Here is a 19,496-nt window from a genome sequence, read left to right on the forward strand (position 1 = left end):
AACCCGACAGGAGAACCCTCCATGACCCGCACTCCCGGCCGCTTCATCGAGGCGCACATCATCCAGACCATCCCTTACGCCAACCTGAACCGCGACGACACCAACTCGGTGAAGACGGTGGAGTTCGGCGGCGTCAATCGCACGCGCATCAGCAGCCAGTCCTGGAAGCGGGTCATGCGGCTGCGTCTCCAGGAACAACTGGGGGAGCAGGCACTGCGAACCCGCCGCCTGGCCGAGCGCATCGAGCGCCATCTCATGGCTGAGCCTCACAGTTGGCCGAAGGACCTCGCGGCGCGAGCCGGTCGTCACGTCGTGGTCGCCAGCAGCGTCGGAGCCGAGCCCCCGAAGAACGGCGAAGACAGCAGCGCCTGGTCGAGCGCGGTGATGGTCTACGTGCCGGACACTGCAGTGGCACAACTCGCCGACTTGGCCGCCGAGCACCGCACGGCCCTGGAAGCCGCGAAAGACACCAAGACGCTCACGCAGAAGGACGCCCTGGTCCCCACCGACCGTGTGGATGAGGTGCTGCGCTCCCGCAACGGCGTGATCAACCTGTTCGGACGGATGCTGGCCCAGGTCGAGGACGCCAAGGTGGACGGCGCGGTTCAGGTTGCCCACGCCTTCACCACCCATGGCACCGACACCGAGATCGACTACTTCAGCGCCGTCGACGACGTCACCGACGGCTGGGGCGACACCACCGGAAGCGCCCACATGGGACACGCTGAGCACAGCGCCGGCGTCCTCTACCGATACGTCGTCCTGGACGTGGCGGACCTGCTGAAGAACCTTGGCGGGGACACGGAAGCCGCCCGCCGCCTCGCCACCGGATTCCTCGACGCCGCCCTGCTCTCGATGCCTGCGGCGAAAAGGAACTCCACCGCCCCACACACCATTCCCGACATTGCCCATGTCTGCGTCCGCAGCGACCGCCCGGTCTCATACGCCTCCGCGTTCGAGCGACCCGTGCGCGCTGACTCCGAGGGTGGCTACACCCGGCCGTCCATCGCGGCGCTGGAGGCGTACGCCGAAGCGGCAGGGAAGCTGCTCGGCAGCTCCAACTCGCTGCACAGCGCACACGCCACCTTGGAAGCGAAGGATCTCGCCGGCGTGGGTCGCCGCGTGGATTCGTTCGAGGACCTCACCAGCGGCGCAGTCGAGGCAGCTCTGGGCACGGCACCGACGGAGTCCGCATGACGGCCACGACGGGGGCAACTCATGGCCTGCTGCTGCAACTTGCTGCGCCACTGCAGTCTTGGGGCGAGCGTTCCCGGTTCACGCACAAGCGGGACACGGCCGCAGCTCCGACTCGGTCAGGACTGATCGGCCTCATCTGCTCGGCATTGGGGCGTCGACGGGATGAGTCCATAGAGGACTTGGAACCGTTCGCGTTCACCGTACGAATCGATCGGCCGGGGACACAGGTAAGAGACCTGCACACCGTGGGTGGTGGCCTGCCGCGGCACCTCACCGTCGCGACGGCCGAAGGCAAGCGACGTACAGGCGAAACAGGCACGTTGCTCTCGCATCGCTACTACCTGCAGGACGCCGTGTTCACCGTCGCCGTGACGGCAGCGGACCAAGCATTGGTACAAGAATGCGCGGATGCCCTGCGGTGCCCTGTCTGGCCGCCCTACCTGGGGCGCCGTTCCTGCCCGCCGAGCGGACCCATGGTGCTTCTCGGCGCTGTTCCCGATCCGCTCCACCATCTACTGGAGCTGCCGCTCGCCCGTACCGCGCCGGCAAGCCAGCGGCGGACCCCGCAGGCGACAGTGCGAGTCGACTTCACCTCCGACGAGCCGCTCTCCCAACTGCTGACGGATACCGCAGTGGACAGGGCAGAGCAGATCGTCGGCGAGGCCCAGGACGACCCGGTCTCCTTCGCACCGCTGGACCGGCGCTACCGGACACGGCCGGTGCATCGCACGACCCTTCAACTGCCCGCACTGCTGTGCGGCGGCTACGGAGTCGACTACCTCACAGCCCTCCACACCTACCTCGACCATGACAACCGCACGGAGGCGTCGTGATTTCCAAGTCCTTGTGGGTCACGCAGATCCGCCCCGATACCCGACACAGCCGTGACGCCCGACGCGACGTCAGGAGTGCCGTCGGGCTGCACCATCGCGTCATGAGCCTGTTCCCCGACGATCTGGGCCCAAGTGCTCGGCAGCAGGCAGGGGTGCTGTTCCGCCTCGACGAAGGTCCCGACGGGCATTCGGTCCTGGTCCAGAGCACGGTGAAGCCGGACCCGACCCGGCTCGAGGACTCGTACGGTGTGGCACGCGCCAAGGAGCTCACCCCCCTCCTTGAGCAACTCCGCCCCAGAACAGCGGTGCGATACCGGATCACTGCTAACGCCACTCGCAAGCTCGGCAAGAACACCGTCGCAGGGCGCCCGAAGCAGTTGGTGCCCCTGCATGGTCAAGATGCCGAGGAGTGGTGGCTCCGTCAGGCGGACCGCGCAGGACTAACCATTCGGACCGTGGCCAGCACCGCACTTCCGGACGCAGGTGGCGAGCGCCGTGACAAGCACACCGTCACCCACGCCCGTACCCGTTTCGATGGGCAAGCCCTCGTTCGCGACCCTGCTGCATTGGTTGAACACCTTGTTGCCGGCTTCGGGCGAGGTAAGTCGTACGGATGCGGTCTCCTGAGCATCGCACCCGCCCGGTGACCACTCGGCAACCCGGCCAGGCGCGAAGGCGCCTGGCTGCCCCCACAGCTGCGATGTTGCCCCGCATCGGTGACAGCCTGTCCTTCCTGTACCTGGACATCGCACGCGTAGTGCAGGACGACACAGGGGTGGATGCTGTCATCGAGACGACCCATGGCGAGCAGCGAATCCCCCTGCCGACGGCTGCATTGAGCTGCTTGCTTCTGGGGCCAGGCGCGTCCATCACAACGAGGGCACTCACCACGTTCCCTCGGCATCGCACGACCGTGATCTGCACCGGCGCCGCCGGAGTTCGCTGTTACAGCGCCACGGTGGCGGACTCGCTGCCGACACGTTGGCTGGAGGTCCAGGCGCGCGTCTGGGCTGATCCCGAGCAGCGTACGGAGGTCGCCCGGCGCATGTACCGAACTCGGTTCGGTGACACCGCGCCGCCGGATGCGACCATCGCTCAGCTGCGTGGGCTCGAAGGACAGCGGATGAAGGCCCTGTACCGGATGCTCGCCACGCAGCACGGTGTCCGCCCGTTCAAGCGATCCTACGACCCCGATGACTGGGACACCCAGGATCCGGTCAACCAGGCACTCTCAGCCGCGAACACCTGCCTGTACGGCATTGTGCATGCCGCAGTGAACGCCCTCGGCTGCACGCCCGGTCTCGGATTCGTGCACACCGGGACTTCGCACTCCTTCGTCTACGACTTGCCGACCTTTACAAGACCCGTCTCACGCTTCCTCTCGCCTTCTCACTGCACAGTTCTGATGACCCCGAGAGCGATGCTCGTAGATCCTTCCGTGAGGAACTCCGGCTGTTCCGCCTCCTGCCGCGCGTTGTCGCCGATATCCAGAACCCCCTGGAACCTGGCTCAGGCGCATCCGATGAGGACGTGGAAGAAGCCACTGAGGAGCTGGTCGATCTTTGGGACCCGGACACCGGCACGGTGAGCGGCGGCGTCAACTATTCGCCCGATAAGGACCTCTGACCATGGCGAAGATGACGGTCATCGCCACCACGGCCGTGCCTGACCACGTACGAGGCGCTCTCAGCCGTTGGATGACGGAGACCATGCCTGGGCTGTACGTCGGGACACTCTCCGCACGTGTCCGAGAGGAACTCTGGACCGCGGTATCCGCCACCGTCGAGTCGGGGGCCGCCGTCCTGCTGCACCCTGAAGCGAATGAGCAGGGCTACACCCTGCATACCGTTGGCGAGAGACGTCGACGGCCCGTGGACTTCGACGGACTGATGTTGGTGGCGATGAATCCTGCTGAGGTTGGTAACGGAACGGCAAAGCCAGCGTAGCGTCGCAGGTCGCGAAGTGTGGTCCCCGCGCAGGCGGGGGTGAGCCTGCACAGGGACTCCGGTCCCCTCGGGGGCAGTAGTGGTCCCCGCGCAGGCGGGGGTGAGCCGCACCGTGGCCGTACGTGCAGGGATCTCCTCAAGTGGTCCCCGCGCAGGCGGGGGTGAGCCGACATGCGCGGAGAGCTGGAACGCGCAGCACCCGTGGTCCCCGCGCAGGCGGGGGTGAGCCGCACCGCAATTCGTGCAATTCATCGTTCCCCCTGTGGTCCCCGCGCAGGCGGGGGTGAGCCGGCGCCGGCGGTGACGACACCGGTCGTACCGACGTGGTCCCCGCGCAGGCGGGGGTGAGCCGGTCAGGAGCGCGGTGACGATGGCGCCTTGGGCGTGGTCCCCGCGCAGGCGGGGGTGAGCCGTGCCCTGGAGTGGAGTCGAACCACATCCGACCGTGGTCCCCGCGCAGGCGGGGGTGAGCCGACCACGGCGTCAGTGGAGAGGCTGAGCGGGTAGTGGTCCCCGCGCAGGCGGGGGTGAGCCGATCGAGCTGCGCGCCGAGCTGTCCAAGCTCACGTAGTCCCCGCGCAGGCGGGGGTGAGCCGGTCACCGTTCGGACAACCTGGGTCACGACCACGTGGTCCCCGCGCAGGCGGGGGTGAGCCGACGTACGCGCTGTGGGCGTCAGACGAGACATCGTGGTCCCCGCGCAGGCGGGGTGAGCCGGTGGCCGTGGCCCAGGCCCTCTCGCCTCTCGGGTGGTCCCCGCGCAGGCGGGGGTGAGCCGTGCTACGACTACGAGCCGAACTGGACGGGTGAGTGGTCCCCGCGCAGGCGGGGGTGAGCCGGCCGTGTACGTGCTGGCGAAACCGAGCGACTCGTGGTCCCCGCGCAGGCGGGGGTGAGCCGCACGGCGACAAGCTGCCGTCCGTACGCGCCCTGTGGTCCCCGCGCAGGCGGGGGTGAGCCGTGAGCTGGGGCTTCGCTCCGTCAGCCGGAAGGGTGGTCCCCGCGCAGGCGGGGGTGAGCCGCCGCGGATAGACCCCACAGACCGCACCCTCGAGTGGTCCCCGCGCAGGCGGGGGTGAGCCGGTGATCGAGGCCGGGGTGTACCGGTGCGTGACGGTGGTCCCCGCGCAGGCGGGGGTGAGCCGTGCTGGCGATGCCAGGACTGGCGCGAGGTGATGTGGTCCCCGCGCAGGCGGGGGTGTGATCCGCAGGCCAACGAGCTGTTGTTGGACACCTTCGGTGTGACCCTGTGTAGCTTCATTTCACCTAGGCGGGCGTGCATCATCCGTCCGGCGCTGCTAATTGCTTGCTAACTGGGCTCCTGCGCACCATGCGAAACAGGTTCAAAGAACCTGCGCTTAGGGCCCACTATGGCGACAAAGACGAGGTCAGCTACCCCCGCGACATCCACCAACGCGCTTGTAAACAGAAGGTCGTCGGTTCGAATCCGACAGGCGGCTCCCAGGTCAGAGGCCCCGTTCCATGATCGGAACGGGGCCTCTGTGCGCTGTACAGCAGGGAAGTACAGCAACAGTCGTGATTCTCAGCGTCTGTGCGGGGACTGGCCGAGGCGTTGGGGAGCCGGTCTGGTCAGGTGCCGGCTCCGACCTTGGCCTCTTCGGCTGTTGCCGACGACGGGGGTGTCTTCTTGGGGTAGAGCGTGGAGCGGGCTTGGGCGCTGTCGAAGTCGTTCTCCCACTTGCCGATCACGATGGTGGCGACGGCGTTGCCCAGCACGTTGATGAAGACACGGCCCTCGTTCAGGATGCGGTCGATACCGACGATCAGTGACAGGGCGGCCAGGGGGATGTGGCCGACTGAGCTCACCGTACTGGCGAGAACGATGAACGCGCCTCCCGCGATGCCGGCAGTTCCCTTGCTGGTGAGCATCATGACGCCCACCATGACCAGCTGCTGTTGCCAGGACAGATCGATGCCGACGGCTTGGGCCATGAACATGGAGGCCATCGTCAGATAGACGGCGGAGCCGTCGAGGTTGAAGGAGAAGCCGGAGGGGATGACGATGCCGACCACTGGGCGGCCGACGCCGAGGGTCTCCAGTTTGCGCACGAGCTGCGGCAGCACGGCCTCACTGGAGCAGGTGCTGAGCGCCACGAGCAGCTCGGCCTTGAGGAACCGAATGAGCGCGAAGAGCCCGAATCCGCAGACCCGCATGATGGCGCCCAGCAACACCAGGACGTAGACGACGCAGGTCGCGGTGAACAGGATGATGAGGTAACCGAGTTGCTTCAGGCTCTCGGCGCCGTAGGTGGAAACCACCATGGCCAGGGCGCCGAAAGTGCCCACAGGAGCCAGCCGCATCACCCAGCCGACGATTCGGAACACCACGTCCGACAAGGCGCGGATGCCGTCGGTCAGCGGGGCCGCCTCCTCCCCGGCCATGTTCAGCGCTATGCCGAAGACGATCGAGACCAGCAGGGCGGCCAGGATCGTGTCCCCCGTGATCGCCCCGAAAAGTGAGGTGGGGATCAGGGAAGAGATGAACCCGGTGAAGGTGGCGTGCTCTTGGCTGGTCTTGGGGACGTCGTCAGTGTTCAGCGTCGAGGGGTCGACGTTGAGCCCGGCGCCGGGCTGGAAGACGTTCGCGACGACCAGGCCGATCAGCATCGATGCCAGCGACAGCACCAGGAAGTAGCCGATTGCCTTCACGCCTATGCGGCCGGCCTTGCGCAGGTTGTCCATGGAGGCGATGCCGGTGGTCACCACGCAGAAGACGACGGGTATCACGATCATCTTGACCAGTGCGATGAACCAGTCGTTTAGCGGACTGAGGGCTTCTCCGAAGCCGGGCGCTGCGATGCCGACGGCGATCCCGAGGACTGCGGCCAGCACCACCTGGAACCACAGCTCACGTATGAGTCGGTTCAGCCGCGACCGCTGCGGGTGGTCGGAGGCGGTGGTGGATGTCATTGTTCGTGCTCCCTTGCGCGATGATCTTGAAGATGCCTGTCCTGTGGAGTGCAGGGGACGAGAAGTGGTCCGCGTCCCAGGTGATGTGTGTGGTGCGCTGATCGAGGGGTGGCCCATCGGGGCGGTCGGAGCGACCGGGTTCGGCCCTGTCAGCTGTGCAGCTCGCGCAGCACCTTGTAGAAGGCGGCCTTGCCTTCGAAGCCGATTCCGGGGGTGTGGGTGAGGCCGACCTGGCTCTTTTCGACGACGGCGTCGTCGGCGAAGCCGCCGGTGGGCTGGAACTCGCCCGGGTAGGACTCGTTGCCGCCGAGCTTGAGAGCGGCGGCGATGTGCAGAGAGAACTGGTGTCCGCCGTGCGGAATGCAGCGGCGTGAGGACCAGCCGTGCTGACGCAGCATGTCCTGGATGCGCAGGTACTCCACCAGGCCGTAGCTGAGCGCGGGATCGACCTGGATGATGTCCCGGTCAGGACGCAGGCCGCCGTAGCGGATGAGGTTGCGGGCGTCCTGCAGGGAGAAGAGGTTCTCGCCGGTGGCGATCCGGCCGGAGTAGTTCTCGGCGACCACGGCGTTGAGGCGGTAGTCCAGCGGGTCGCCGATCTCCTCGTACCAGAAGAGGCCGTAGGGCTCGATCGCCCGTGCGTACTCCAGCGCGGTGGCGAGGTCGAAGCGGCCGTTGACATCGACTGCGAGCCGGGATCCGTCCCCGTCCAGGACGTCGATGACGGCTTCGATGCGCCGTAGATCCTCCGCCAGGTCGGCGCCGCCGATCTTCATCTTGACCACGTCGTAGCCCAGGTCGAGGAAGCCGCGCATCTCGTCTTGCAGATCACTCAGGGACTTGCCCGGGGCGTAGTAACCACCAGCGGCATAGACGAACACCGAGTCGTCGGGATCGCCGTCGCCATAGCGGTCCGACAGCCACTGGTACAGCGGCCTGTCCGCGATCTTGGAAGCGAGGTCGAACAGTGCCATGTCCACCACACCGACCGCGACCGAACGTTCCCCGTGTCCGCCGGGCTTTTCATTGCGGAGCATGATCTCCCACGCCTTGGCGGGATCCAGCTCGCCCTGCTCGTCCAGCAGGCTGCCGGTCTCGGCATCCATCAGCCGCGGCAGGATGCGCCGGCGCAGGATCTCGCCCGCGCTGTAGCGGCCGTTGGAGTTGAAGCCGTACCCCACGACGGGCTTTCCGTCGCGGATGACGTCGCTGACGATCGCCACGATCGAGCAGTCCATCGCGCTGAAGTCGATCCAGGCGTTGCGGATGGAGGAGCTGATCGGGACGGTGCCTTCGTAGACAGCAGTGATCTTCACTCGGAGCCTTTCTCATATCTTATAAGTTGCGAGGGTGTTAGGGTGAGATGGCCGAACAGGGGCTGTCAAGGGCTAGGACGTCCGGAAGGATTCGCAGGGGCGATGGCAGGCACGAACCTTTTCCTCAGCAAGAGCGATCTTGCATACGCGGAGCTCCGTCGCCAGATCCTCTCCGGCGCTTTCCCTGCCGGCTCACGCCTGGCTCAGTACGAGCTGGCTGGCTCTCTCAACATGAGCATCACGCCCCTGCGCGAGGCCATCCGGCGGCTCAGCAGCGAGGGGCTGGTCGACGTCGAGACCCACCGCGACGTCCGGGTCTCGTCGATGAACTCCGACGAGGCGCGGCAGCTGTTCGAGGTGCGGCTCTCGCTGGATCCCACGGCAGCCGAACTCGCGGCGACGAGGCGCACTGCCGAGGACGTCACGGCCATGCAAGATGCGGTCGACAACCTGCTCCCCGTAACGCGCCAGTGGGGCGAGGATGCGCTCACCGCCCATCGCACATTCCATCAGGCGCTCTACCGTGCCTCCCACAACGACGTTCTCATCCGCCTCCTGGACGACCTGTGGGACAAGTCCGACCGCTATCGCCGTCTCGGCCTCGAACTTCCGCCCGGCGACGGACCCCGGACGCGAGACCTCCAGGAGCACCACGACCTCGTTGAACTCATCAAGGACGGTCAGGCTGCCGAGGCAGCCCAGCTCATGCGTGACCACGTCACTCACAGCCTGACCGCCACCGCCATCACCGCGCTCGAAGACCGCGAGGGCAACCAGGCCGACTGAGCCGCCATCGGGCAGTAACCCCCGCCAGCCATCGCGAACTCAAGGCGACCTTGGTGGCATTCAGCTCCGGCGAGCAGACCTGCCGGCTTTGCTTGAGCCGCAAGCACAACTCCGCGTAGAGCGATGCTGAGGCACCAACTGGCGGTCTGAGCGAGCACTTGGCGCGACTGTGCGTGACTTTGATCGCGAATGGCAAGGCCCCTCGGGATCAGTCGGGGAGTGCTGATTGAGGATGTCCGCAGCGCAAACGGCTCTTCGTGATCCTGCTTGTCGACGGATCTTGTCAGGTGCCCCCTCTGCGCTGACACCAACAGGTGCGGGCACCGACGGTCGGCAGCGGGTGTTGAGGGACCGCTCATCGAGGTCCGAAGCGGATTGACCGAAGCCCACGACCCAGGCAATCGACCTGATGAGGATGCGGTCCCTTCCTCATGCCCCGCCGGGTGGCACGGGCTGCCGAACGGTGAGGATTGCGGCAGTACCTGGGTGCTGGCAGGCTCCTTGAGCGCCAGCCGAACTTCTGGCGTACGGGCGGAAATCTGCCGGCACTGGTGGCCGGCAGGTCTGCAGTCTGAACAGAACCGCGTTGCCGTCGAAACCCTACGACCGAGCGTGGGTTGGATGGCGAGACGGCCAAGAACGCTGAACGAACAAGGCACAGTCAGGATGACCGAGTGAACGATGACATAGCGCAGCCTGCTCTGCGTCCGATTCGAGGAGCGGCCCGCTGGGCAGTCGCCAGTTTGGTCCTCGCCGGCGCCGCCTCGGCAGCAAGGGCCGTGTGCGAGGTCCGGCTTGCCATGGCGGGGCAGCCGCCTTCCGGGCCGCCGGACCAGGGCGGCGGCCGACACCGTCCGCTGACCGGGCTGGAGAACGCCTACGACCTCTTCAGCGCCGTGGAAGTCGCGGCCACGGTGTTGTGCGCGGTCGCGTTCCTCGGGTGGCTGTTGCGCATGAGGAGCAACGCGCGTGCTCTTTCGGGAGATTCGCCGCGCTATGCCTGGCCGTGGGTCTACGCGGGCTGGATCGTGCCCGTCATGAACCTGTGGGTGCCTCGCGGGCTCCTTGTGGACGTCCACGAGGACAGCGCCCCGGACAAGCGGCTGCCGCGCGTCGTGAACTGGTGGTGGGGCCTGTGGCTGGTCGGGAGGCTGGGCACTGTGGGGGCGATGTACCCCGGGTCCTCGGAGGACGCCGTCGTGCGTGTCTACACGGACGTGCGGTTCCTGACGGTGGCCAACGTGGCGGTGGTGGGCGCCGCCGTGGCCGGTGTTTTCGTCGTCCGCGCACTGACCGCGGCGCAGCAGGAACGCATGCAGGGCCTGGGACACGGCCCCGACCAGGCGCACGGGCGGACCCGGCTCGGGGCGCGGGGATGAACTCGCGACCCTGCCGTGCCCCGTTCAGCTGAGAACCACCGACGGACAGCACGCATGAAAACGGCCCCCGACCAATTTCCCCGGTCGGGGGCCGAGTTGCCTGAGTACGGCAGTGAAGTACAGCACCCTCGCTGACCGTTGGCGGCCGTAGGCCTGTATAACCGTCGCTCGCGCGACCGCTCCGACCGTGGATGCCCGAGCTGCCCCCAGCTTGTCAGCCACCCTGAGGTGAGCCTCGAAGATCAGGGGACCACTTCGGGCCAGGCGGTCAGGAGACCGCCCGAGTCGCGGGAAGCTTGCGAGCTCAGAGCGCGGGTTCGATTCCCGGCACATGCTCCATGGAAAGGCCCAGCTCAAGGGACTTGATCCCGATGCTGGGTCCTTGCCTGCCCACCGCGCCATCCGCGTCCGTCGGATGGAGCGCTCAGCGGCAGGTGAACTCGTTGCCCTGCTCGTCTGTCACCGTCTCACCGGGGGTGCTGCACGCGTTCCCTTCGGCTGGGGGCGCGTCCGCCCCTGTCACGAACCTGCCCAAGAAGATCAGTCCGACAATAGCTAGGAAAACCACCAGGCAACCCAGCCCGTTCTTGGCCTCTTGCGACATTTCGATCTCCCCCTCCGACGCGCTGACGCCCGTCGCCACCGCGCCGCGAACCGATGGTTCACGTCTTTGTCGCGTCAGACTAACGAACCGTCAAAAGGCTTTTCTGCCAAGCGGCTTAACCGCTCATCCGCTGGGATACGTGCTTCCACCCGGCGTCATCGAAGAGCTGAGGGAACAGACGAGGCGCTGGTACGAGACCGGACAAGCCTCTCGTCGGTCCCCGGTCAGAGAACCGTAGGCATCACTTCCGGATGAGCTGACGTCACCACCTGGCACTCGCCGTTGACGTACATGATGGCCGCATGGCCCAACTTCACGACATCGTGTTCGACTGCGCTGACCCCGCCGGCACGGCTCGCTTCTGGGCCGCTGTCTTGGAGGGGTATGCCGTCGCCCCGTACGACGACGCGGAGCTCGCTCGCCTCCGGGCCAAAGGGATCACACGTGTGGAAGACGATCCCACCGTGCTCGTCGAGCCGACGGTCGGCGGACCTCGTCTGTGGTTCCAACTGGTGCCAGAGGTCAGGAGTGGGAAGAACCGTGTTCACCTGGATCTGCTTGCCGCTGATGTGGAGGCAGAGATCCGGCGCTTGGCTGAGCTCGGCGCAACGGTGCATGCCCGGCACGAGGACCACGACGTCCTGGCTGACCCCGAGGGAAATGAGTTCTGCGTGTTCCCAATCGGGTGACAAGAGAAGGGACTCGTACGTGCGGGCCGCTGGTCCTCGCCGCGATTTTCGCCAGGGCTGCGCGATGATCGGGGAGGTTCTTCCGGCTTGCACGTTCGGCTGGACCGTCACGTTGGTTGCCCCCGATGTGCCGGTGGGAGAGGCTGTGCCATACAACAAAGTGTGCGAGGGGTGGTCAATGTGGCTGAAATGAGTCGTGCGCCGCTGGGGTCTGTGCTGACGGCGATCGTCACCCCTTTCGACAGCGGTCTCGAGGTGGACGAGCAGGCGTTCGTGTCGCTGCAGCGTCATGTGCTCGCGAACGGGTCCGACGGTGTCGTGGTTGCCGCGACGACGGGAGAGCCCTCCACTCTCACCAACGCCGAACATCTCCGGCTGATCGAACTCGCATGTGCCGAGCGGCCGGCCGGTACGAGCGTGATCGCCTCCACCGGCTCGAACAACACGGCTCAGGCCTGCGTAATGACCGAACGGGCCATCGAGCTGGGCGCCGACGCGGTTCTCTCGGTGGCGCCGTACTACAACCGGCCGAATCGCCGTGGCTTGGTGCGGCACTACACGGAGATCGCGAAGGCCGCCGGGAAACCCGTCGTGCTCTACAACATCCCGACGCGCGCCGGTATCGACATGCCGAACGATCTGCTCGCCGAGCTGGCCCAGATCGAGCACATCGACTACGTCAAGCAGGCCAACAACGCCAGTCTCGCCCCAGTTGACGGGCTTGGCCTGTATGCGGGGAACGACGACGTCTTCGCCCGCACCCTCGACCTGAACGGCTGCGGGGGAATCCTCGTCGCCAGCCACGTCGCCGGACACCTGATGCGGCGCATGGTCGACGAACCCCACCGGCGCGCGGAGATCGACGACATGTTGCAGCCGCTCTACCAGGCGCTCGGCGTGACGACCAATCCGATTCCGGTCAAGGCCGCTCTCAACCTGCTGGGCCACCGGGTGGGCGGCCTGCGCCTGCCGCTGGTCGAAGCCGACGAGGAAGAAACGGAAGTCGTCCGCACGGCACTTGTCGCCTGCGGCCTGCTCGCCTGAGCTGGCGAGCGGAACAAGTCGGTTGGGACGACACGGCCTGAGAGGCCGTTTAGCCTCGGGGCCCGTGCCAGATGCGTGCCGGAAGACGTGGGAAGCCGCGGTCGACACCGGTCACGCATGGGCCTTGTCGCGGGGCGGATTGCATCCCGCTTCGGTGCGCGGACGCCCACTGATACGCAGCTCGCACAGACACACTCGGAGGGTCGGCACATCTGCTGAAGTGGGCCTCCGCCACCGCCTCGGCGCCGTGTGACGGGGAACGCCCGTGGTCAGTCCGCGCTGCCCTGCATCGGGGCCCAGAACTCCTCGAACGACATCGTGCCGTCGCCGTCCGTGTCGAGTACGTCGATGAATTGCTGCGCCTGCTCGTCGGTGAGGTGCTCGCCGCGCAGCTCGGCGACGACCTGCTGGTATTCCTTGGCAGTTATCTGCCCGTCGCCGTCAAGGTCGTAAGCATCGAAGACCTTGCGCGCGGCCGCCTTCATGTCCACCACGTGAGTTCGCCTTTCCTCGTTGGATGTTGCGCGATGCTACTTCGCATCGATCCCCTGCAGCACGCCGAAGCGGGACGCGGTCCGGGGTCGGCCAGATGGCCGCCAGGACGCCGATGACGAGGCCGGCACCGGGTGTTGCACGTGATGCACCGGGCGTGGAACCAGTCTGGACTGCAAGTCCTACACCCCAACGCGGCACACTGACACACCCGCCCGAGCCGCTCTACCGACATGCGAAGCACCACTTGTTCAAGGTCATTGGACCCGAGCCCCCTAGGTAATCCCTGACCTGCCAACACCATGGCTACCGCCGCGGACCTCGCCAATGATCGGGACATGCAAACAACCATGAATCGCAGCACTGCTCTACGCGGACTCGTCACCGGCTCCCTCGTCCTCTGCAGCGCCGCCGCCCTCGTCGCCCCAGCCGGGGCATCTTCCGATGGCCTCGACATAACCGGCGGGCGCGGCGCCTTACTCTCGGTCGAGAAGGGCAAGACCCTCACTGCAACCGACGTAGTGGCAGCGCTGGACGACAAGATGGATGCAAGTGCGGTCCGCTACGGCGTGGCGACGTACGTGGTCAGATACCGCACCATCGACCACGCCGGCGCTCCCACCATCGCAAGCCAGCTCCTCGTCCTCCCCGAGAACGGCGACCCCTCCGTGTCCGTCGTCTCCTGGCTGCACGGCACCATCGTCACCAAGACTGATGTCGCTTCTGTGCGGACGGATACCAACGACTACCGCGCCGCCCTCCTCTTCGCCTCGACCGGGAGCGCGGCCTCCGCCCCCGACTACGTCGGGCTCGGTAAGGACAGTCCGGGCCGGCACCCCTACGGCGACCCGCGGGCCACCGTTTCAGCCACCGTCGACGCGCTGCGTTCGGCCCGTACCGTGGCCCACGGCATGGGCCGAGCGTTGGAGCGGAAGGTTCAGGTCAGCGGCTTTTCGCAGGGCGGGCCCGCAGCCATGCTGGTGGGACGGGCGCTCCAGCAAGAGGGCGCCGACCGCTACTTCCGGCTCGGCGCGCTCGCCCCGACCGGCGGCCCCTTCGACCTGAGCACGTTCGAGGCGGCCGCGGCCGATGACCAGATCGCCAAGTCCGGTATCTACCTTGCCTACTTCGTCACTGCCTGGAACCGGATGTACGGCGGGCTGTACGACTCCACCGGTGAGGCGTTCAAGGCCCCGTACGACACCAAGGTCGATGAACTGTTCGACGGGTACCACACGCCGGAGGACATCATGAAGGAACTGACACTCGTCTCCCGGGACTTGTTCACCCCGGAGTTCCTGGAGAAGATCCGGCATCCCGAGGGGGTTCTGAAGCGGAAGCTCCGCGCACTCGACACCACCTGTGACTGGCGCCCGCACGTCCCGGTGCAGATCTTCCACGGCCGCGGGGACCAGGACGTCGCATTCGCTCACGCCGAGCAGTGCGGGGCCCAACTGAAGGCAAACGGCGCCAAGTACACATTGACGAATCTCGGGAACTACGACCACAACGCCTCGGTTCAGCAGGCCCTGCCGCGCATCGTCCGATTCTTCGAGGAGTCATCGAAGCAGTCCAGGGGCGCGGTTGTACGGCAGCGAAGTACGGCAACCACAGCGACCGTCACGGACGGCCTTCGGTAGCTGAATCTAGCTCGGTCGACTGAGGTCATTCGAGGCAGCGTGGTGGCGTTGCGAGTCGGCAAACGAGCCGACTGGTGGATCCAGAGAAACAGTCGCCCGAGGTATCCGGTTAACCGCAAGGCCCGCCTCATCGGCGGGAATTCGAGGGGTCGAGTACGCAAAATTGCTGCGCTTTCATCGACCGGGAAATTCGGAATCGCATCAGTCTGTCAGTGCACCAGCACAAGAGGCGGCGTGTTGCAAGCAGAACGCCCTGCTCGGGGAATACGGTTTGCCACTGCCTAAACGCGATCAATTACTGATCGTGTCCAGTCCTCATGGAAGTGGAGATGTAATGCGCAAGCTTCGCGAAGCTGCCGTTGTGGCCGCCATGGTCGGTAGCGTCAGCATGCTCGGTGCCGGCGTCGCGTCCGCCTACGGCGGCGAGGAGCAAGAGCTCCCGACCGTCAACTGCGTGCAGGACGCCGACAGCAACAGCGCAACGATCACGTTCGCCGGGACCCTTGTCCCGGTGACCACCGGCGACGCCGGCGACGCCGACGCCAGCGCCACCCAGCAGATCTGCGGCGTCGGCAACGAGGAGAACGAGAACACCGCCGGCGACGCCACCGGCGGCACCGGGACCTCCGTCGCCGGAGGTGGAGGTGGTGGGGGCGGCGGAAACAACTGAGACGCCGTAGCGGCCCCGGGCAACCGCGGGTCATTCCAGCTCACAACGACGCTCCCGGCCAATGTTCTTTGTCCGGGGCGTTGTTGTGTACTGCTGTCCGCCCAATACCGTTCCCGTGGTTTCCGGTAGTTGGCGTCCGGGCCGCACAGCCGTCCCGGGACATGTCTGTAAGACCCAGGAAAAGAAACAGCCTTCACAACAAGTCCTGTGCCGTACTCGTGCCGGATTCAGCGGGACAACGGGAACGGTAGGGTCACGATCATGAGCGTTGAGGTGGAGGTCGTCCGTGAGGCGACCGACGAGGTGGTCGAAGTACTCGCTCGTCTGCTGCCCCAGCTTTCGAGTACGGCCGGCGTGCTTGACCGGGAGTCGGTGGCCCGGCTGCTCGGCAGTGACGCGAACACGCTGGTGATGGCCCGAGTCGAAGGCCGAGTGGTCGGCATGCTGACCCTGATCATGTTTCCGCTGCCCTCGGGTCTGCGCGGCCGCATCGAAGACGTGGTTGTCGACGAGGCTGCCCGGGGCCACGGTGTGGGAGCGGCATTGACGGGTGAGGCAGTGCGCCTGGCCGAGGCGGCCGGGGTTCGGACAGTCGACCTCACCTCGCGTCCGTCTCGGCAGGCAGCGAACCGGCTGTACGAACGTCTTGGGTTCCAGGCCCGCGATTCCCAGGTCTACCGGTTCGTCGTTCAACCGTAGGCAGGTCCCTGTGGCACACAGGGCGTGCTCTGTGCCGCGGCCTGACGGCGGGCGGCCTCCTTGCTGGCGGACCTACTGGGCGCTGCCAACGCTGATGCTGCTGGCGTCGGCAGCGGAGGCGGAGGCGATGACCGAGGCCGGTTCAGCCAGGTGACGCTGAAGCAGCCGGTGCCGGAACTCGTAGTAACCGTTCATCTGCCGCAGGATCCCCCGCTCCCGCGCGTCCTCCACGAACGCCATCAGCCGCATCGGCGTACGCCCGCGTACGGCCAGCCAGACGCGGGTGATCACGAACCGTCCCCATGAGCTGGATCCGATCGCCATCAGCCCGAGCCCGGTGGCGCTGAGCAGGGCACCGGCGGCGGCCCCCATCAAGGCCTCGACGGCGGTGGGCAGTTGGTCGATCAGGGTGACGTCGTCGAGCTGCGGGACGCGCCGGCCGTCCTTGATGGACGCGCCGAGGTAGGCCCCCGTGAGTGCCCCGGCCACGGCGCCGGCCAGCCAGGCGTAGACCACCGCTGTGCGGTCGGAGCGGAGCAGGGCGGTCGGGGTGACGGCCTCCATCGGGTCGCTGGGTTCGCTGAAGTAGCGGGCTGCGGCGTAAGTGATGCCGGTCAGCACGCCGCCGATCACGGCGTACTGAGGCCTCTCGTACAGGAACCAGGCGATCACCGCGGTCGCCGCGGCGCCCATCGCTCCGAAGCCGAGCACCCGCTGCAGTGCGTGCGAGGACGGCGCTCGTACGGACCGGAGGCGGGGCTTGGCGCGGCGCGGATCGTCCTGCGGCACGAGCTCCACCACAGGCGCACCGATCAGCGCGGCGCCCAGGCCGATCCACAGGCCCAGGAGTGGACGTCCGAAGAGGGCGAAGAGCGCGATCGCCGCAGCCGAGCAGCAGATGGACGCGTTGAACCAGGCCACCGCCAGATACACCCACCGCGGCACCGCGCGGTGCAGCTGCCACCAGGCCAGTCTGCCCGTGGCGGAGTCGACGTTCCGGGCGAGGAAGGCAAGGTGGCGGCGGGCCTCGTCGGCATCGAGGTCACCGCGTCGGTAGGCCCGGGCGATGCAGGCCCCCAGCAGATGCTGCTTGATCCGCTCCTCGGCCCCCGGTCCGGTGGCCGAGAGCAGTTCCCCGGGCAGCGAACCGCCGAGCGCCACGAGCAGGGAGAGCATGAACGGTGTCTCCAGCGCCCGCGCCAACGGTCCGTCCGGCCGGGCGTCCAGAGCGGAGGTCAGCGGCTCCAGGGCCGGCTCAGGACGAGCGGTCTCCAGGATCCCGCGGGCCTCGTCCGCGCGCAGGGGTTGCAGCTGTACGACGAGCGCCTCGCTCAGCAGCCCGCCGGCGTCCAGCCGGTCGAACTCGGCGCTCCGGCAGCTCAAGATGAAGCATCGGCCCTCCAGTTCGTCCTCGATACGACGCAGTGCGGCGGCGGGGTCGCCGACCTCGTCCAGTCCGTCGAGAACGGGGAGTACGTGGTGCTGAACGAGCTTGCCGGCGATCTGGTGACTTCTCGTCTGGTCCGCGAAGGCCGGGTAGTTGGTGGTGAGTTCGTCGGTCATCCAGTCCATGAGCGGACGGGCCGGGTTCCAGGAGGAGAGCCGGAACAGCACGGGAACTGCCGGGCCGTCCGGTTCGGCGAGCTCCACAGTGGCCAGTACGCACACCGCCGTCTTGCCGGCTCCCGGTTCTCCCGTCACCACCAGCCGGGACAGGCTGCCTTCGCGGGCGTGCCGGGCGAAGGCTCCCGTGAGCTGGTCCAGTACGCCCTCCTCGGGCAGTTCGGCGGACAGCTGCGAGACCCGTCCCGAACCGGGCCGGCGTCGCCAGCGCACCGCCATCCGGCGCTCCGAGAAGAGGCCGCGGTGACGGCTCTCCTCCACCCAGTCCCTGGCGATCTTCCGCGCCAGCACCGGCACCTCCGCTGCGACCGCCTCGTCCAGCGTGACAACCGGACCCCGGCTGCCCTGGAGCACGGTCGTCACGATGTTGGCGACGGTGAGTACAACGGGGACGAAGGATGCCCACACGTCCAGTGCCTTCAGATCGCCGTTCATGACACCCCGTAGGGCTATGCCGACCGTGGCCACCAGGATCGTGGCGAGTGCCGTGTAGACGACCGCCGAGAGCGCGCGCCGGGCCGTCATTGTCCGGCCTCCGGTGCGGCCGGCGGGAGGGCGTCCGCACCGCGGGAGAGGAAGGCCAGCACGGCGGACCTCCTGGCGGGGCGGCGCGCCAGCCGGCCGACGACGGGCAACCTTCGTCCCACCCACGACTCGAGAAGCAGGAAGAAGAGCATCCCGCAGTACGGTCCGGCGGACCGGACGCCGTAACACGCCACCAACCGCGGCTTGACGGCGCGCAGTCGCTCCGCGATCTCGGGCAGGGTGATCATGCCGAGGGTGGCGAGGGTGGTCACGCCGTGGGCGCGGTCGAACTCGACGTCCATGTAGTCGTCGAGGGACTGCAGGGCCTCGCCCAGATCCATGGCGAGCTCCCGTTCGGCGGACTCCAGGCCTGGATTGACGATGCCGCAGAGGATCAGGTTGGCCGCCCTGCCCTTGCCGATGGTGATCTTCTCGAGGACGTCGACGGGGATGTCCGCTTCGCGCTGGCGGCGGGAGAGGACCTGGTACTCGTGCAGCGAGATCAGCGCCATGAACGTGGACTCGTCGGGGGTGTGGCCGAGTCTGCGCTCGATCTCGTACACCAGCCGCCCGAGGAGCAGTTCGGCCTCCGTGCCTGCGGTGAAGGGGCGGTTGCCCAGCAGTTCGGCGAGGCGTGCGTCAGCCGAGGGGCCGACGTCGCTGTCGATGATGTCGTCGTAGAGCCGGGTGACCGCTCCGGCCAGGACGGCGACGTCCAGTTGGGGTCTGCGTCCGGTCAGGCGGGCGTAGGCCAGCATGGCCAGGCCGAACTTCACGCTCATCGCTCGCAGGGACCGGCCGGCTCGGTCGCGCTCGTGCGGGTCGGTGAGGGTGTCCGTGAGGAACGGGGCGACGACTTGCTCGTATGCCTCGGCGAGCCCGGGCAGTGAACGGTATGCGGCCACCGCGGCCGAAGGTAGCCCGGTGGCCATCCTCAGCGACCGGAAGAGCGCACCGATCTCCGTGAACCCCTGCCTCATCCGCCCCCCTCGCCCGAGGGGTCCGAGAGTGCCACAACGGTGAGCAGCCGGTAAACACATCAGTGGGCCCTCAACTCGACCTCCATTGCTGCTACTTGAGCGCCGGTGTGTGGAGCGGCGGATGCTCGGTGAGAGGCCTGCG

17 protein-coding genes and 2 CRISPR repeat arrays are annotated in these 19,496 nt (G+C 67.1%); of the genes, 12 read left to right on the forward strand and 5 right to left on the reverse strand.

Annotation, left to right across the window (positions count from 1 at the left end; genetic code table 11):
* Positions 1–21 precede the first annotated feature (21 nt).
* Genes cas7e through cas2e form a run of 5 tightly spaced genes read left to right on the forward strand, consistent with a single transcriptional unit; the run spans position 22 to position 3,976 of the window.
* Entirely contained in the window at positions 22–1,197 is a 1,176-nt protein-coding gene (gene cas7e / locus H5J26_RS03245; protein ID WP_181764130.1) for a type I-E CRISPR-associated protein Cas7/Cse4/CasC, read from the forward strand.
* Positions 1,194–2,030 (forward strand): type I-E CRISPR-associated protein Cas5/CasD, encoded by an 837-nt coding sequence (gene cas5e / locus H5J26_RS03250; RefSeq protein ID WP_181764131.1) that lies wholly within the window; start codon positions 1,194–1,196, stop codon positions 2,028–2,030. Before cas7e ends, cas5e begins: the two co-directional genes overlap by 4 nt.
* Complete coding sequence (gene cas6e, locus H5J26_RS03255) at positions 2,027–2,677, forward strand: type I-E CRISPR-associated protein Cas6/Cse3/CasE (protein WP_181764132.1); 651 nt, start codon at positions 2,027–2,029, stop codon at positions 2,675–2,677. Before cas5e ends, cas6e begins: the two co-directional genes overlap by 4 nt.
* Before the next feature lie 53 nt (positions 2,678–2,730).
* Entirely contained in the window at positions 2,731–3,618 is an 888-nt protein-coding gene (gene cas1e, locus H5J26_RS03260) for a type I-E CRISPR-associated endonuclease Cas1e (RefSeq protein ID WP_419183748.1), read from the forward strand.
* 40 nt (positions 3,619–3,658) lie between these two features.
* Positions 3,659–3,976, forward strand: a complete 318-nt coding sequence (cas2e, locus tag H5J26_RS03265; protein WP_181764133.1) for a type I-E CRISPR-associated endoribonuclease Cas2e — start codon at positions 3,659–3,661, stop codon at positions 3,974–3,976.
* A gap of 18 nt (positions 3,977–3,994) precedes the next feature.
* Positions 3,995–4,634: a CRISPR direct-repeat array (repeat unit 29 nt; unit sequence GTGGTCCCCGCGCAGGCGGGGGTGAGCCG).
* A gap of 91 nt (positions 4,635–4,725) precedes the next feature.
* Positions 4,726–5,182: direct repeats of the CRISPR family, unit length 29 nt; unit sequence GTGGTCCCCGCGCAGGCGGGGGTGAGCCG.
* A 384-nt stretch (positions 5,183–5,566) separates the two neighbouring features.
* On the opposite strand, the gene H5J26_RS03270 is transcribed toward cas2e, so the two are convergent.
* Complete coding sequence (locus H5J26_RS03270) at positions 5,567–6,907, reverse strand: cation:dicarboxylate symporter family transporter (protein WP_181764134.1); 1,341 nt, start codon at positions 6,905–6,907, stop codon at positions 5,567–5,569.
* Between the two features lie 149 nt (positions 6,908–7,056).
* Positions 7,057–8,223: a mandelate racemase/muconate lactonizing enzyme family protein gene (locus tag H5J26_RS32185; RefSeq protein WP_181764135.1), complete on the reverse strand. Its 1,167-nt coding sequence runs from the start codon at positions 8,221–8,223 to the stop codon at positions 7,057–7,059.
* 102 nt (positions 8,224–8,325) lie between these two features.
* On the opposite strand from H5J26_RS32185, the gene H5J26_RS03280 reads away from it, so the two are divergent.
* From H5J26_RS03280 to dapA, 4 genes are all read left to right on the forward strand, one after another.
* Positions 8,326–9,009: a GntR family transcriptional regulator gene (locus H5J26_RS03280; protein ID WP_181764136.1), complete on the forward strand. Its 684-nt coding sequence runs from the start codon at positions 8,326–8,328 to the stop codon at positions 9,007–9,009.
* A gap of 674 nt (positions 9,010–9,683) precedes the next feature.
* Positions 9,684–10,388, forward strand: a complete 705-nt coding sequence (locus H5J26_RS03285; protein WP_181764137.1) for a DUF4328 domain-containing protein — start codon at positions 9,684–9,686, stop codon at positions 10,386–10,388.
* 906 nt (positions 10,389–11,294) lie between these two features.
* A complete protein-coding gene (locus H5J26_RS03290) occupies positions 11,295–11,681 on the forward strand; it encodes a VOC family protein (RefSeq protein ID WP_181764138.1) in 387 nt (128 codons plus the stop codon).
* A gap of 171 nt (positions 11,682–11,852) precedes the next feature.
* Entirely contained in the window at positions 11,853–12,725 is an 873-nt protein-coding gene (dapA, locus tag H5J26_RS03295; RefSeq protein ID WP_210770964.1) for a 4-hydroxy-tetrahydrodipicolinate synthase, read from the forward strand.
* Positions 12,726–12,994: 269 nt separating this feature from the next.
* Here dapA and H5J26_RS03300 read toward each other — a convergent pair whose 3' ends face one another.
* Entirely contained in the window at positions 12,995–13,210 is a 216-nt protein-coding gene (locus H5J26_RS03300) for an EF-hand domain-containing protein (RefSeq protein WP_210770969.1), read from the reverse strand.
* Positions 13,211–13,567: 357 nt separating this feature from the next.
* Here H5J26_RS03300 and H5J26_RS03305 point away from each other — a divergent pair, with 357 nt between their 5' ends.
* The 3 genes from H5J26_RS03305 (at position 13,568) to H5J26_RS03315 (ending at position 16,226) form a co-directional block, all read left to right on the forward strand.
* The gene (locus tag H5J26_RS03305) at positions 13,568–14,857 is read left to right on the forward strand and encodes an alpha/beta hydrolase family protein (protein ID WP_235980368.1); all 1,290 of its coding nucleotides are present in this window, start codon (positions 13,568–13,570) and stop codon (positions 14,855–14,857) included.
* A gap of 334 nt (positions 14,858–15,191) precedes the next feature.
* Positions 15,192–15,527 (forward strand): hypothetical protein, encoded by a 336-nt coding sequence (locus H5J26_RS03310; protein WP_181764141.1) that lies wholly within the window; start codon positions 15,192–15,194, stop codon positions 15,525–15,527.
* Positions 15,528–15,788: 261 nt separating this feature from the next.
* Positions 15,789–16,226, forward strand: a complete 438-nt coding sequence (locus tag H5J26_RS03315) for a GNAT family N-acetyltransferase (protein ID WP_181764142.1) — start codon at positions 15,789–15,791, stop codon at positions 16,224–16,226.
* Positions 16,227–16,298: 72 nt separating this feature from the next.
* On the opposite strand, the gene H5J26_RS03320 is transcribed toward H5J26_RS03315, so the two are convergent.
* Both H5J26_RS03320 and H5J26_RS03325 read right to left on the reverse strand, forming a co-directional pair.
* Complete coding sequence (locus H5J26_RS03320; RefSeq protein WP_181764143.1) at positions 16,299–18,374, reverse strand: NACHT domain-containing protein; 2,076 nt, start codon at positions 18,372–18,374, stop codon at positions 16,299–16,301.
* A complete protein-coding gene (locus tag H5J26_RS03325; RefSeq protein ID WP_181764144.1) occupies positions 18,371–19,354 on the reverse strand; it encodes a hypothetical protein in 984 nt (327 codons plus the stop codon). Before H5J26_RS03325 ends, H5J26_RS03320 begins: the two co-directional genes overlap by 4 nt.
* Positions 19,355–19,496: the final 142 nt, after the last annotated feature.

Source organism: Streptomyces albidus (ex Kaewkla and Franco 2022) (assembly GCF_013870515.1).
In the GTDB taxonomy this organism is placed as follows: Bacteria; Actinomycetota; Actinomycetes; order Streptomycetales; family Streptomycetaceae; genus Streptomyces; species Streptomyces albidus.